Origin of the sequence: Trueperella pyogenes, from assembly GCF_001070855.1 — a bacterium.
GTDB lineage: Bacteria > Actinomycetota > Actinomycetes > Actinomycetales > Actinomycetaceae > Pauljensenia > Pauljensenia pyogenes_A.
Genome location: NZ_JVLH01000003.1, coordinates 158849 through 173509 on the forward strand (window position 1 = coordinate 158849; position 14661 = coordinate 173509).

General features: G+C 56.2%; 14 protein-coding genes. 7 read left to right on the plus strand and 7 right to left on the minus strand.

Annotated features, from left to right (window positions below; all coding sequences use genetic code 11):
* Positions 1-96: 96 nt before the first annotated feature.
* Complete coding sequence (locus ADG72_RS00795; RefSeq protein ID WP_239667610.1) at positions 97-1461, minus strand: family 20 glycosylhydrolase; 1365 nt, start codon at positions 1459-1461, stop codon at positions 97-99.
* 93 nt (positions 1462-1554) lie between these two features.
* Between ADG72_RS00795 and ADG72_RS00800 the strand changes: the two genes are divergently transcribed.
* Together ADG72_RS00800 and ADG72_RS00805 are read left to right on the plus strand one after the other, a co-directional pair.
* Positions 1555-2532, plus strand: coding sequence for a 1,4-dihydroxy-2-naphthoyl-CoA synthase (locus ADG72_RS00800; RefSeq protein WP_048711443.1), 978 nt, complete (start codon positions 1555-1557; stop codon positions 2530-2532).
* Between the two features lie 223 nt (positions 2533-2755).
* Complete coding sequence (locus ADG72_RS00805) at positions 2756-4411, plus strand: hypothetical protein (RefSeq protein ID WP_048711446.1); 1656 nt, start codon at positions 2756-2758, stop codon at positions 4409-4411.
* 177 nt (positions 4412-4588) lie between these two features.
* Here the strand turns inward: ADG72_RS00805 and ADG72_RS00810 are convergent, their stop codons facing one another.
* Together ADG72_RS00810 and fbaA are read right to left on the minus strand one after the other, a co-directional pair.
* Positions 4589-5776 carry a hypothetical protein gene (locus ADG72_RS00810; protein WP_048711448.1) on the minus strand — a complete coding sequence of 396 codons (1188 nt, stop codon included), beginning with the start codon at positions 5774-5776 and terminating at the stop codon, positions 4589-4591.
* Positions 5777-5929: 153 nt separating this feature from the next.
* On the minus strand, positions 5930-6955 hold the full coding sequence (gene fbaA / locus ADG72_RS00815; protein WP_019126915.1) for a class II fructose-bisphosphate aldolase: 1026 nt from the start codon (positions 6953-6955) through the stop codon (positions 5930-5932).
* 212 nt (positions 6956-7167) lie between these two features.
* Between fbaA and ADG72_RS00820 the strand changes: the two genes are divergently transcribed.
* On the plus strand, positions 7168-7428 hold the full coding sequence (locus tag ADG72_RS00820) for a helix-turn-helix domain-containing protein (RefSeq protein ID WP_009408567.1): 261 nt from the start codon (positions 7168-7170) through the stop codon (positions 7426-7428).
* Between the two features lie 18 nt (positions 7429-7446).
* On the opposite strand, the gene ADG72_RS00825 is transcribed toward ADG72_RS00820, so the two are convergent.
* Positions 7447-8892, minus strand: a complete 1446-nt coding sequence (locus ADG72_RS00825) for a L,D-transpeptidase family protein (RefSeq protein WP_065427137.1) — start codon at positions 8890-8892, stop codon at positions 7447-7449.
* Positions 8893-9054: 162 nt separating this feature from the next.
* Here ADG72_RS00825 and ADG72_RS00830 point away from each other — a divergent pair, with 162 nt between their 5' ends.
* The 3 genes from ADG72_RS00830 to ADG72_RS00840 are packed head-to-tail and all read left to right on the plus strand — an operon-like array spanning position 9055 to position 11709.
* The gene (locus tag ADG72_RS00830; protein WP_048711450.1) at positions 9055-10383 is read left to right on the plus strand and encodes an AMP-binding protein; all 1329 of its coding nucleotides are present in this window, start codon (positions 9055-9057) and stop codon (positions 10381-10383) included.
* Entirely contained in the window at positions 10380-11303 is a 924-nt protein-coding gene (locus ADG72_RS00835) for a 1,4-dihydroxy-2-naphthoate polyprenyltransferase (RefSeq protein WP_048711516.1), read from the plus strand. Before ADG72_RS00830 ends, ADG72_RS00835 begins: the two co-directional genes overlap by 4 nt.
* Before the next feature lie 22 nt (positions 11304-11325).
* Positions 11326-11709 carry a phospholipase gene (locus ADG72_RS00840; RefSeq protein WP_048711452.1) on the plus strand — a complete coding sequence of 128 codons (384 nt, stop codon included), beginning with the start codon at positions 11326-11328 and terminating at the stop codon, positions 11707-11709.
* Here ADG72_RS00840 and ADG72_RS00845 read toward each other — a convergent pair.
* The 3 genes from ADG72_RS00845 to ADG72_RS00850 form a co-directional block, all read right to left on the minus strand.
* Positions 11706-12371, minus strand: a complete 666-nt coding sequence (locus ADG72_RS00845; RefSeq protein ID WP_048711454.1) for a histidine phosphatase family protein — start codon at positions 12369-12371, stop codon at positions 11706-11708. The two genes, ADG72_RS00840 and ADG72_RS00845, sit on opposite strands and share 4 nt — an antisense overlap.
* A gap of 115 nt (positions 12372-12486) precedes the next feature.
* The gene (locus tag ADG72_RS08480; protein ID WP_003792170.1) at positions 12487-12585 is read right to left on the minus strand and encodes a 30S ribosomal protein bS22; all 99 of its coding nucleotides are present in this window, start codon (positions 12583-12585) and stop codon (positions 12487-12489) included.
* A gap of 82 nt (positions 12586-12667) precedes the next feature.
* Positions 12668-12886 carry a helix-turn-helix domain-containing protein gene (locus tag ADG72_RS00850; protein WP_009408561.1) on the minus strand — a complete coding sequence of 73 codons (219 nt, stop codon included), beginning with the start codon at positions 12884-12886 and terminating at the stop codon, positions 12668-12670.
* Positions 12887-13075: 189 nt separating this feature from the next.
* Between ADG72_RS00850 and ADG72_RS00855 the strand changes: the two genes are divergently transcribed.
* A complete protein-coding gene (locus ADG72_RS00855) occupies positions 13076-14623 on the plus strand; it encodes a TrkH family potassium uptake protein (RefSeq protein ID WP_048711517.1) in 1548 nt (515 codons plus the stop codon).
* Positions 14624-14661: the final 38 nt, after the last annotated feature.

Genomic DNA, 14661 nt, shown 5'->3' on the forward strand with positions numbered 1-14661 from the left:
AACGAACTCCATTCGCTGCCAATTTGTTTTAATGCGATGAGGTAGCACGCAGCCCTCCCCCGCTTCCGCGTGGGAGGGCTTTTCATCTGCAGCTATTTATTTGACGTACCAGCCTCGGCCTCGCCACAGGCCTTCGAGACCCGCCAAACGTTCTTGGAAGTCTTCCCAGCTTCCGCGAGGGCCTCCCGCCCAGGCAACTTCTGCAAGACCCGCTAGGCGCGGCAGCAGCATCTCCCAGACGTCCTTCTCTCGGCGCAGGGTTTCACTCCACAAGCAGGCCTCGACGCCTTCAATCCCCTTACGGTCCACGCCCTCACAGATGCTCTCGGGATCCCAATCCCAGGCTTTCTTCAAAGGAAGGATTCCGGCCCAGGTGATGCCGAGCTTTTGTTCTGGGTATTCCTTCATATCGAAGTAGGCCTTCGGACCGGGCGACATGATCGCTTTCACTCCGCGTCCGACGGCACGAGCGATCGAGTCTCCTTCAAGATCGTCATGCCAGACCTGAACAAGATCGCCATCCCCAAGCAGATCTGCAGCTTCTTCCCACGCCACAGCGCGCGTCCCACGGGCATGAATACGCTCAATTTGGCTTCCGACAATCGCGGGGTAATCACCTTCGGCTGTTGAGAAGGATTCATCGCCACCGATGTGGATACCGGCCGGAGAGAAGGGAGCAAGGGTCTCGACGACGGCCTCGAGGAAGGCCTGGGTTGCAGGCGCCTTGGTTGAGAGGGTCGAGAAGCCGACTTCAGTTCCTTCGTAAAGGGGCGGACAGACCCCATCGGGGTTGAGTCCTTCAATCGCATGGAGCGCAGCATTGACGTGTCCGGGGATATCAATTTCGGGGATGATCGCAATCATCCGCGAGCGCGCTCCCTCGACCAGGGTCTGATAGTCATCAAGAGTGTAGTACCCGCCTTCTTCTCCGCCGACTGCGCAATCGGATGAGCGTTCAATGAGTTCGGGGAATTGCGGGATTTCAATGCGCCATCCCTGATCATCACTCAGGTGCAGGTGCAAGATATTCAAACCCACTTCGCTCATCGCATCCATAACGCGAAGGATTGTGGGAACGGCGAAGAAATGGCGGGCAACATCGATATGCAAGCCGCGGTGCCTATAAGCGGGGTAGTCGATGATCTTCACTGCAATGGGAGCCCGGCTGTGATTCGCGATGGCCAATGTGTTGAGGCGACGCAGGCCTCGAGACAGCCCTAATTCGCTAGCAGCAGTTACCTGCGCGCTTCCAGCGGAAATAGTCAAGATGTAGGCCTCTGCGAACTGCCATTCCTCGGGGATTGCTAGGGGTGCAATTGCCGCCGAAAATTCCTCAGGAGTCTTCAGTACAACAGAGGGGCTAATTTCTGCCCAAGTGGCTTCTTCGGGATGCGCATCGGCCTCTTCAATGAAGACCGGAAGTGGAAGAAGTCCGGGAATCGTGGACAGAGAGGAGGACATCGATGAGCTCCTTTGCTTAGTCATCAACTGTATGAACATCCCTATCCTAGCCCTCTGGGCAACAAGTGGTCATCGGCCGCTATTGTTGGGACTATGAGCGCACTGAATTTCGTTTCCGATACCTTTGATCCTTCGCGATGGCGTGAGGTTGAAGGTTTCGAGCTAACCGATATGACCTACCACCGCGGGATTTCCCGAGGCCCCGGCGACGGAGCCGAGAAGGGCGCGGACCTGCCCGTGGTCCGTATTGCTTTTGATCGTCCAGAAATTCGCAATGCGTTCCGTCCACATACCGTTGATGAGCTCTATCGCTGCCTGGACCACGCGCGAATGACCAGCGATGTCGCTGCGGTTATTTTGACGGGAAACGGGCCATCCCCTCGCGACGGTGGTTATTCCTTCTGTTCGGGTGGCGACCAGAGGATCCGAGGAAAAGACGGCTACCACTACGAGGTGGAGGGCAGCGAGGCCTCGGCGGGAGTGGAACAGCGACGCGAGCAAATTGACCCCGCACGCGCGGGACGCCTTCATATTTTGGAGGTCCAGCGCCTGATCCGCACCATGCCGAAGGTCGTTATTGCAGCGGTTCCCGGTTGGGCAGCTGGTGGCGGCCACAGCTTGAATGTTGTGTGCGATCTCTCGATTGCTTCTCGTGAGCATGCCGCGTTCATGCAGACCGATGCAAATGTTGGTTCTTTTGATGCCGGTTATGGCTCTGCGCTGCTCGCACGCCAAGCAGGCGATAAGCGTGCACGTGAGATTTTCTTCCTTGCCAGGCGCTATGACGCTGATACCGCGGAGCGCTGGGGCGTCATTAACGAGGCCGTTCCCCATGCTCAGCTGGAGGAAACCGCGTTGGAGTGGGCTCGGATCATTGCAACGAAGTCTCCACAGGCTATCCGTATGCTGAAATTTGCTTTCAACTTGGCCGATGACGGCTTGGCTGGCCAACAGGTTTTTGCCGGGGAGGCAACGCGCATGGCATACATGACGGATGAGGCTCAGGAAGGTCGCGACGCATTCATTGAACACCGCTCGCCAGATTGGTCTTCTTTCCCGTATTATTTCTAACTATTAATTTGGCTTTCAGGAGTCGATCAGCTTTGTCACAGCTCGACCCATGGTTACTTTGTATGACATTTCTGCAGAAATATCAGGGAAAAGTGTCCATAAGATACACTTCTGTATCCCATTAGCTTGACAAAACCTATAAACTATAAGTGCCATCAGCTGCAGGAACTCTCCAGCAATACGTGCTCCCATCACACGAATTGCGTTCAAAGAAAGGGCCTATGTGAGAATTCGCTTAGGATCGCAAAGCTCCCAAAGGGTGCTGTCGTATCGACAGGGCTCCAAGGTTTCGCGCGCCCTAATTCTTCTCACAACTGCCGCGATTGGCGGGTCTTTTACGCTCTTGGCTCTGCCCTGGTCATCCGCATCTGCGCATCCAGACACAACGCCCGTTACAACCGTTTCCACTGATCCCCTTGATCATCTAGACGACGTCGGTGGCAGCCTAGATGTACACGCTACGGCTGAAGCTCCCAGCGCGGACCCAACTCACAGTGTCAAGGATCTGCAGTCGACTCCCGACCGCCTTGTACTTGAAAGCGGTTCCCCGCTGGCAAAGAAGTTTGTCCACACGCCTTATGAAAAGGCAGAGGTCATTGTTGAAGGTGCTGAATTCGCACCTGAAACGACACTGTCCAATCAGACTCCGGCGGTCACCTTCGAGCAGCTTGAACCCGAGCCCGCATCCAACGACGATACGCCTTCTTTGAATGACCTAAAGGGTCACGAAGGTGCGGTGTGGGTTGAGAGCAACGCAACACCTTCCGCCAACGCCACCTCAATTGCTCAATTGCAAGGCGATGAGCAGGATGTTAAAACTCTCGATGAGTTGCAGGAAAAGGGCATTCCCGCCATCGATTCTTCGCTTGCGACCCCTGAGATCCTGGTCCAAAACGGACAAATTCGTACCATGACATTCGAGCTGACCAATGTCGGCAAGGATGCGAAGGACATCGAGATCGAGGGCGTTTTCTCCAGCAAGGTCCCCGGTAGTAGTACGGTCATTTGGAGCCTCCAGTGTTCCGTTAAGGGCGGAGCTACCTGCCCCGAGCGCGCCGATGGGTATGCAGAATCCGTTACTCTCACTCAGGACAAGCCCGAGTTCTCGCCCTTCCATTCCGTGATCAACATGCCAAAGGGCTCCACGATCACGATCACCGCTCAGCTTCGCCAAACAATCGCTCAGTGCACCCCCGATGCCGTCAGCGAGACAACTACCCGTTTCAGCTGGAAACGCTTGGGTGCGGACAAATCAAAGCAGACTGATCTTGAGCTAACAGGGAAGATCGCCTGCGCAAGCGCAGCTCCCACGCCCACGGCAACGCCTTCAGTAACTCCGTCCCCTACTCCTACATCTACCGCGCCTTCAAGTGATGATCAGACGCGTTCTGCGACGGCAAAGCCCCTACCGACGGCAACTCCGACCCGGCATATCAACCAAAGCCAGTCGAATGTTCAGCCTCGGCGCAGGCAAAACGAGGCTCGTCCTGCGCCTGCCCCGGCTCGTCGAGTACAAGTCTTCGCTCCCGGTTCACCAAACCGTCCCACGGCTCAGGAAGCAGCGCGTCGCAGTGCTGCTGCTCGACAGGCTCAGGCAGCTGCTCGCCAACAGCAGAACGCAAACGCTGCGGCCCAACGCAATAATGCCGCACCCGCCGCTCCCACTCACTCGAACAGCGATGCCACTCCTGTTGTTTCACAGGCTCCTGCAGAGAACCAAGACAACCCGCAGCTGGCTGATTCCAGCTATGGTTTCAACGCGAACGGTCGCCGTGGCGGCTTGATGAGTGACGTCGAAGCCAATAGCGCGGTTGCGGTTGCTGCACTGCTCGTCACTGCCGGTGCCGGCGCACTGGCAACCTTCCACAAGGGCAAGTGAAATACTTTCTCTGATTTTCGCTGGTGCCTATCACTTGATAGGTGCCAGTTTTCCTTTTGCATTCGAAAGAGCTCTGCACGCTCTTTCACGGTGTCCTTGCAAATAGCGCCGGAGCAAGACGATAAAGAAGCGCTGGGCTGACGATGCAGCCCAGCGCTTGTGTCGTTTCAAATGACCTTAGCGGCGTCCAAACTTCGCACGCATCACACGCGCCAAGGCAAGTTCAGCGAAGGCATCCACCAGAAGAGCGCCGCCGAAAACACCCGAGAAAATCTTCCATCCCGAACGCGGCTTCGCAGCCTTCACCGCAGAAACCAGCAGTGCCGCACCGGCCGCTGCTTCGATAGAAGCGAGAGCTGAAAGAATCCACGGACGGTCTGAGACAACCGCCATGTAGGCCTTCTGAATAGCGCTGGGATCTTCTTCCTTGTTCCCGGTCATCATGATGTCAACGCTACGACCGATGGCGTTCGAGATGCCGCGCGCATTGTGAAGAACCGCGCCTTCAACATCCCCGGCTTCAATCGAACCCTGGAGGAACTCTGCAACACCGTGAGGCAGCGCAAGAGCCTTCACGACGGCTGTAATCGCATGAACTCCGTTAAGGTCCTGAGCGGCCAACAATGCCTCAACATCAGCACCCGGGACGTGTGCCGCGATTTCACGCAGGGCAGGGCGATCTCCCACTAAGTCGACGACCGAAGGATCTACGGACTCAGCAGAAGCGGAACCGGTCACGATACGCGTTGTCATTCCCCAGTTATGGGTCAGCACATGCTCGAGATGATCATCGGTCACCAAGTACAGATGCAAATCACCATCGGTCATCGCCAAGGAAACCAGCGGAAGATCACCGAAGTTCCATCCTGACTTGTCTTCGGGAATTTCAGCCAAGAGTGCGCGATACCCATTGTTCAGCTCGACATCTGCGACATCGACGCCCTCAAGTGCGGCCAAGAGAGGAACCGAAGATGCGGGGGTACGACCAATCTCGACGACGCGAACTCCCGACTCTGACTCTTCGACCTCTTCGGGAAGGAAATCTGCCAGGGGGCTATCACCCTGAGGAAGAGCATCGATATGTTCTCCGCCCAGACGCACCTCTGCTTTGAAGTGCGACGCTAACTGAGAAGCAAGCTCGCTGACCGTAATTCCTGCTTGCGCATCCTGAGCACCTTCAGCAAGGGTCGCGACTCGCCCGTTCTCGACCGCAATATTGAGGCCCAGAAGCTGAGGAGTTGCCTCAAACCACTCCAATTGGGCCAAAACGGAACTCTCACGGAGCACGTGCGCAACTTGATCGGGATCAAGCTGGGAGGCAATCATCATTCCCTCAACGCGGGTCCATGTCGTATCAGTCATCATTGTCATCCTTCCGAAGACCCTGAGAATCGTCCTTCGACTAGCTACAAGTTTAGCCTGTCCTTCCGATCGATAGGCACATCACAACAGAAAAGGTGAGGGCACCCATTTGGGTGCCCTCACCTTTCAGTGCTACTGAAGTAGTTTCAGAAGCGATCAGCGCATCTTGGTGCCGACCGAGCCCAGACGCTCAGCAGCCTCAACAACGCGTGCAGCCATACCGGCTTCAGCTTCCTTGCCCCAAGCGCGAGGATCGTACTTCTTCTTGTTGCCGACCTCGCCGTCGATCTTGAGGACACCCTCGTAGTTGGTCATCATCCAGTTGACCACGGGGCGGGTGAAGGCGTACTGGGTGTCGGTGTCAACGTTCATCTTGATGACGCCGTTGGCAACTGCCAGTGCGATCTCTTCGTCGGTGGAGCCGGAGCCGCCGTGCATGACCAGGTCGAAGGGGCGGTGATCCAGACCGTAGTGAGCAGCAACCTCTTCCTGGATGGTGCCCAGGAGCTCAGGACGCAGCTTGACGTGACCGGGCTTGTACGCACCGTGCACGTTACCGAAGGTCAGAGCGGTGATGTAACGGCCCTTTTCGCCGAGGCCCAGGGCCTCAACGGTCTTGATGGCATCTGCGGTCGAGGTGTACAGCTTCTCGTTGATTTCACCAACGACACCGTCTTCTTCGCCACCCACAGCGCCAACCTCGATCTCGAGGACGGTGTGAGAGTCAACGGCAAGCTGCAGCAGGCGCTTTGCGATCTCAAGGTTCTCATCCAACGGAATGGCGGAGCCATCCCACATGTGGGACTGGAACCAGGGAAGACGACCAGCCTTAACTTCCTCGGCCTCCATGTGCATGAGCTGCTCGGTCCAGGAATCCAGGTTCTGCTTTGCGCAGTGGTCGGTGTGCAGAGCAATGGTGACGTCGTAGTTCTTTGCGACCTCACGGGCGTAGGCAGCCATTGCCAACGAGCCGGCGATACGGTCCTTGACGGTGGAACCTGACCAGTATTCAGCGCCACCCACGGAAACCTGGATGATGCCGTCAGATTCGGCATCGGCGAAACCGCGCAGTGCAGCGCTCAGAGTCTGAGAAGAGGTCACGTTAATTGCCGGGTACGCGAACTTTCCGTCACGCGCACGGTTGAGCATTTCGTTGTAAACCTCAGGGGTTGCGATGGGCACAGGAGCCTCCTAATTGATGACAACATTTGTCGCTTCATATTGTCCCACATTTGCAGAAGAACATCACTGGACTATTGGCCCTCAGATCAAAGTCCTTTGAAGAACCCATCATTGCCCCTGCTCAACGCTGATCAGGGAGCAATTTTAGACCTACTAAAATACGCCTTTTATATAGGGTGTACTCTTCTTGTCCCTTTTCTCAATATAGGTGGGTGGTTTTTTGGAACGATTCAAACGCGCGCGAATTTGGCTTCACTCTCCGCAGACTTCGTGAGGAGCACGAACTCTCACAAGAAACCCTGGCCTACCGTTCTGGCGTAACGAAAAACCAAATTCAACTACTGGAATCAGGACGCGCTTCGGGACGCAAAGGCGAAACCCGCGCTTCCAACCCACGCATGACAACACTCAGCGGCATTGCACAAGCGCTCGGCATGAGCGTCTCTGCGCTCCTTGCCGAGGCTGGACTCTAAACTAAAAACTCCAGCGATTTAGTAGTGCGACATGACCGGAGTGCCAATCTCCGACCACTGATACACCCAATGCGCCTCTTCAACTGGCATATTGATGCAGCCGTGTGAACCACCGGGTCCACTCCAGCCGAATGAATCCTGCCAAGGGGCACCATGGAATGCGTAGGAGCCAGTCCAGTAGGTCACCCACGGCACTCCCTTCGCACAGTAAGGCCAATCTGGAGTGCACCCCATATCCTGGGCCTGATACTTGAGGTAAACGTTGTAGAGTCCCGTGACAGTCTCATGACCAGGTGAACCGGGGACAATCGCGACCGGACCGTGGACAACTGTGGCGCCCTCATAGGCGGTGACAGAGTTGTTTCCCAGATTGATCTCAAGCCACTTCTCACCCGGAGCGGCCTGATAAACCAAATTTTCAGCACCGTCAGCAATGAGCTTGCGTTCATAGGTAGCCGGAGTGACGTCGTAGCTGAAGTTCCCCTCAAACTTCTTGTTGTCCTTGAGTGAGGTAATCACCGAGGCCGCGAGCGCATCAAGGTCCTTGACCTTTCGGCCATCAACAGCCTTCTTCGGAGTCTGAACGATATCGCCAGCAGAGTTGACGTTGTGGCGACCATTCACAGGATCACGATTGGTTTCTTCGCCCTGAGAACGCACCCACTCACGGACGCGCTCTTCATCAATCGCAGGCTGCTTCAAGGAACCATCGTCGGCCAGAGCAATCTTCACCCATCCAACCCGATCCTTCGAGCTGGCCTCGATCGTGTCTTCACCGTCGGAAATCTCAACGGGAATCTGCGCAAGCTTATTTGCGGCCTCGGCGATGGTCTGCGCGCTCGCATCATCAACCACGGGAAGAAGGTTAGTTGCGCTCAACTGCACTTCTCCCCCGCGGAGCATCCGCGCGGCCTCGTCCAAGGAATTGCGAAGGGCGTCATAGGGAACGCCACGCCCAGCCTGAGACTTGGTTGAAACAAAGGACTCTTGATCCTCGGCTGGACGAACAGTAGCGTCAACAACCGGAGTTCCCAGCGAGGATGCGATCGAGTTCGATACATCCTTCATCTTCAGATCATCGACACTGATCGCAGCTGGTACGTCATTGTGAACAAAAATCGCCTTGAACCGATTAAACAGGTTCGAATTCGCGGCGAGCGCTTGGTCTGCGCTCCCCTGCGGATCAACGGTTATTCCCATATCGGAAAGCGTCAGGGGCGTCGAATGCCCCTCGACTACAACATTGACCTGCATCGCCTTCGCGCGCTGATCAACCATCTGCGCGATTTCATCCCGGGTCATTCCCGATACCGACTGGCCAGCCACACTGACATTGGGCAGCGCGCGCGCAGAATAGTGCAGGGCATAAGCAACCCCAGCCGCACACAGAGCAATCAGGACGCATCCAAGCGTTACGCCAATCACAAGCGGCTTACGTGACCGTGAAGATTTATGTTCAGACATCCCCTCCATCCTACTGATTTCACATCATTTTTGCTTGAAATTCACAGATTGCACGCACCTATGTGACCCGCATATCTTCAGACAGCCAAGATTGTTTCCTGTTACCCTATTCCAACTGGTCGGGGGTACCGTTAAAGCAGGCGGACCCCAGGAGGGATAAACGTGAGTGACCTTCGTCTTCTTGTCGTTCCGGGGGGCACTTCCCCGGCATCTGTAGCGATGGCTCATGCCTCGCTACACAAGCTCGCAGAGCTGTATGAAGAGCGTCAGGCAGACCCCGATCACCCCGCGCCGCACACCGTTGTTGTTATTCGCGACCCCGAGCTTGTTCCCCCATCGAGTTTGCGCACAGCCGCGACCACACCACGTGAAGCCTTCCCACCCGAGCTCTACCCAGAGCTTGCCGAGCGCATCGACGACCCGGCTCTTTTCGACGACGTCGATCTGGTTTTGGCCTCCTCTGGTTCATCTGGCGAACCGCGGCTAGTTGGCCTCTCCATCGACGCTCTGATGGCCTCGGTCAAGGCGACGCATTCCGTTCTAGGAGGACCGGGGCGCTGGATCTTGGCGCTGAGTTCCCACCACATCGCAGGTGCTCAAGTACTCATGCGCGCTGCCGCGACCGAAATTTCGCCCCAGATCGTTGATTGTTCCCATGGTTTCAATCCAAAGGATCTGCTTCCCGCGATTGCGGGGGCAACCTCCGATCCTTCTCTGCCGGGCTACCTCTCTCTAGTCCCCACCCAATTGGTTGATTGCCTGAACGCCGGCGAGGAAGTCGTGAGCGCCTTGGCGCGCCTCCACACCATCTTGATCGGCGGCACTCGTCTTGATCCCGCGCTGCGCCAACGTGCCGAGGATGCAGGACTCACCATCGTCGAGTCTTTTGGAATGACCGAAACCTGCGGCGGCTGCGTATATGACGGAGTCCCGCTTCCCGGAGTTATGGTCCGTACCCTCGATTGGGAGGGCGCCACCCGTATCGCTATCGCCGGCCCCGTTTTGCTGACGCGCTACCTTGTCGGCGACACCCCATTCCACGACGAGGCCGGTACCCGTTGGTTTATCAGCGGGGATACCGGTGTAATCGACGCCGGTGGTCGTTTGAAAGTTCTGGGGCGCGCCGACGACATGATCATTTCCGGAGGGCTCAACATTCCGCCGATCCGAGTCGAGGATGCTCTGAAGAACGTCACGGGCATCAAGGACGCGTGGGCGCTGGGCTTGGACGACGAAAAGTGGGGACAGGCATTGTCCTGCCTTGTTGTCCCCGAGGATGCTCCTTCCTTCCCTCCCCCGCCTGAGTTTGTTGAGGAACAGGGGCATCGCATTCGCGAGGCCGTTTCTTCCCAGATCGGTCGCCCACAGGCACCGCGTCGCGTGATCTTCGTTTCTTCGATTCCGCAGCTTTCTTCCGGCAAGGTCGATCGCATTGCCGCACGCCAGCTCGCTGAATCTCTCACCGGGACAGAGTCTGAGTGGCGCCGATGAGCACTGAAAATAGGCGACAAGCAAGCCTGGGCGATTGGATTGAAGGCGCTAGGCTGCGCACCCTTCCTGCTGCTGCGGCTCCAGTCTTCGTCGGCGCCTCCGCGGCTTTCGCCTTGGGAGCTGTTCATCCTGCACGCTCAGTCCTGGCGCTTCTTGTCGCTCTATTGCTTCAAGTCGGCGTGAACTACTCCAACGACTACTCCGATGGTATCCGTGGGACGGATGACCAGCGAAGCGGTCCCCAACGTTTGACGGGTTCTGGACTCGCACGGCCTCGTACTGTTTTAAAGGCGGCACTGGGCTGCTTCGCCGCAGCCGGCGTCCTTGGGTTGATCCTTGTTGCAATCAGTGGAACCTGGCCTCTGATCGCCGCGGGTATTGCTGCGGTTGCAGCAGCCTGGTTCTACACGGGCGGGAAACACCCCTACGGCTATATGGGAATCGGCCTATCTGAAGTCTTTGTCTTCGTTTTCTTCGGACTGATGGCGACCGTTGGAACGACATGGACACATATCCCTTCAGCACCTTGGTGGCTGTGGCTTATGGCCTCATGCTTGGGTCTGATGTCGGTGGCGATGCTCATGGTCAACAACATCCGCGACATCCCTACCGATAGCGCTACCGGGAAAAAGACCGTGGCTGTTCGCTTGGGGCAGCGAGCTTCTCGAATCCTCTTTTCCCTGTGCCTATTGGCCCCACTCTCCGTCTTCTTTGCGCTTCCCGCGGCAATCGGCACCCATGTCATCATCTGCATTTTGGCGTCGCTTGCGTGGATTCTGGCAATCTTCCAGCCGGTCTACTTGGTGTTGAGCGGAGTGAAGGGAAAGGACCTCATCATTGTCCTCAAGCACACCGGCTTTTTAACCTTGGGGTGGGCGCTCTTCGTTAGCGCTCTCTTGGTCTCAAGTACATTTGCCTGAGCAACTGCTCTAAACTCAAATCATGGTACGTATTCTGTTCATCGTCGCATGGTTCGCCGCATCGATTTATGCAATTTCAGATTGGGCAACAACGCCGGCCGACAGAATGCCTATGAAGCTTTCTCGAATGACCTGGCTGATCATCTTGGTCGTGACAGTCCCATTCGTTTCTCTTGGAGCAATTGCGTGGATCGTCCTCAAGATGGTCGCAAATGCCGAGGACCATCAGGCACAATCCGCTCCCAAAGCCCCAACCGCCCCAGACGATGATCCCGAATTCCTTTTCCGTTTAGAGCGCGATCTTCAGATGAAGCGTAAGCGCGAAGAAGAACGGAAGAATAAAGAAAACCCCTCCACCACTGAGGATGAAGGGGATGGGCCCGAAGAAGGCCAAACGAAGAACTAGCGCTTGAGCTGGGCTTCAGAAACCCCAGGAACCATATCCGAGGCCTTAGACAGCAGGTGCGCAGCCGGCTCGTTATAGGTCATTCCAACCAGCACGTCATCATCAAAAATGAGTGAGGTCAGCGAAGCAAGAGAGCACTGCCTTGACAGCGGTGAGTGTCCCAGGGGCTGGTGACGGACCAAACGCTGAAGTGAAACGATGGGCATTTGGTGCGAAACCAGCAGCGCTTCATGTCCTCGCGCCTCACGCAATGCGCGAGCAACCGCACGGGTCATGCGCTGAGCAGCATGGGCGTAGGACTCTCCCCAAGAGGGGCGCAAAGGATTCACGTAGTAACGCCAGTATTCGGGGCGTGCAAGAACCCACGGATTCGCATTGACCGCAACACCTTCAAAAACCGATTCAGCCTCAATGAGGTTGTGATCATGTTCAATCTCAAGCTCGTAGGCAAGCGCGGTCGGCGCTGCACTCATCTGGGCACGCAACAGGGGCGAGGCAACGACGTGGGTAATATCAGCGCCGCTGTCGACAAAATACTCAGCGACGGCCTCGGCCATCTCAATTCCAAGGTCCGTTAAGCCATAACCGGGTAGGCGGCCGTACAAAATACCATCGGGATTATCAACTTCACCGTGGCGCATCACGTGAATAACAGTCTTCATGACAGTGCCTTTCTGGAGGTACCACTGCGCTGAGGCACTACTGCGATGTATTCAGCGCATGCGTTGCGAGAGATATGCCGAAGGGCCCCACCATTGGAGGGACCCTTCAAGAAGATCACTTCTTGTTGCGACGCTGGTGACGCGTCTTGCGCAGCAGCTTGCGGTGCTTCTTCTTCGCCATGCGCTTGCGGCGCTTCTTAATGACGGAGCCCATGGGGTTCCTCCCTCGAGTGTGTAGGTGCGGCAGAGGTGACTACCGCCTGACGTCAGGTGCCAAAAGGCACAGCAGGTTTATATTACCCGTTAATCCCCGCAACGCGTTCATCGATGTGATCAGTCAGACCGGCGCGGATCAGCTGGCCGACCGCAGACTCGGGAACTCGGAAGCTCTTACCAACGCGAATCGCCGGCATCTCTCCACTGTGAATCAAACGATAAACAGTCATCTTCGAGACGCGCATAATGTCCGCCACCTCAGATACCGTCATAAAACGCGGGGCAGAGTGCTGATCCATTGATGACTCCCAGACGTGCAAAGATTAATTCCGTCTCATGATACTGGAAAGATCCCCCCATTTGGCAACTTTCTCCACTTCAATTTTCTTCAATCACTGCTGTCCCCTGTGTCACGTTATTCACATACGTTTCAGCCAATAGACTTTCAGGGCATTAGGATGAAGCTTGCGAGTGATTCTGGAGGTGACATGGCTCGTAGAAATCGGCGTTCTAGCACGCCAGGTCGGGCATCCGATCAGCATTCCTCTGCGTCGCATCGTCGCGCACTCGCTCACTCAAGCCGAGGCTACGGACAAACAGCTATCTCGGAAGATCGACCGTCACCTGCCGTTGTCTATCCCGCCGGAGTCAAGCCCTACAACCTTGAAGATTCCGGATTGTGGACTCGCTTCCGCATCTGGTTTGCACACATAGCTCGTTTTTCACCCGCGCGACTGGTGCTTATCGTCTTCATCATGCTTATTGCATTCATCACTTGTCTTCTTGCACTCCCCATCTCAACAGCAGCTGATGAACGCGCGCCTTTCGTCGACATCCTCTTTACTGCAATTTCCGCGGTCTGCGTGACCGGCCTGACCGTTGTTGATACCGCGACATATTGGTCAGTTTTTGGCCAAACCGTCATTGCTATGGGCATCTTTATCGGTGGCCTAGGTGTTGTTACCCTGGCAACCATTTTGAGCTACGCCGTTTCTCGGCAGCTTGGGCTGACACAGCGAATGCTGGCAACTGTTGAGACGAAATCCAGCGGCATGGGGCGGCTGACCGCGCTACTGAAGGCGGTCATCGGAACCTCATTGACCGCTCAGATTTTGCTCACCATCGCCTTCGTTCCCCGCTTCCTCACCCTGGGCCATGAGACAGTATGGGAATCGCTCTTCCATGCGGCCTTCATGGCAATCTCGGTGTTCAATAATGCCGGTTTTGTCATTTTGAGCGGCGGCTTGGTCCCTTACCACACCGACTGGTGGATGCTCAGTCCCATTATTCTGGGAACCTTTGTCGGAGCAATCGGTTTTCCTGTCATCTCCGACCTCTCACAACACTGGCGCACTCCCGCTAGATGGGCCCTGCATACGAAGCTCACGCTTTCGACATACATTCTTCTGGTTTTCTTTGGCACCATCGCTTTTGCTTTCACCGAATGGACGAATTCGGCAACCCTAGGTGATCTTGATATTTCCTCACGACTTTTGAACTCCCTCCTGGCAGGGGTCAACACCCGCTCCTCGGGTCTGTCCTCTTTGGACGTGGCGAATATGCGCCCCCAGACCCACTTCATTCAAGACATCATGATGATGATCGGTGGCGGTTCGGTATCAACCGCAGGTGGTATCAAGGTCACGACCTTCGCCGTTCTTCTGTTGGCTGCCGCTGCCGAAGCCCGAGGCGACCGCGACATCGAAATCTTCAGTCGACGCATCCCCCACTCGGTGCTTCGCCTGGCCGTTGCAGTGACCCTTTTGGGATCGCTTTTGGTTGCTCTTTCGACCGTCGTTTTGCTGACTTTGACCGGCTACAGTCTCGATGTTGTTCTCTTTGAATCGATTTCCGCATTCGCGACCGTTGGGCTTTCAACGGGTATTACTCCCGATCTTCCAGCTCTTGCAAAATACGTTCTTGCAGCCCTGATGTTTGCGGGACGTACTGGAACCATGACCCTCGCAGCTGCGCTCGCTCTGCGCGATCGGCCTCGAGCAATTCGCCAACCAGCCGAGTCTCCGCTGATCGGCTAAGAGCCGCGTCGCCCCACCAGCAAAAGCCCGCACTCGTG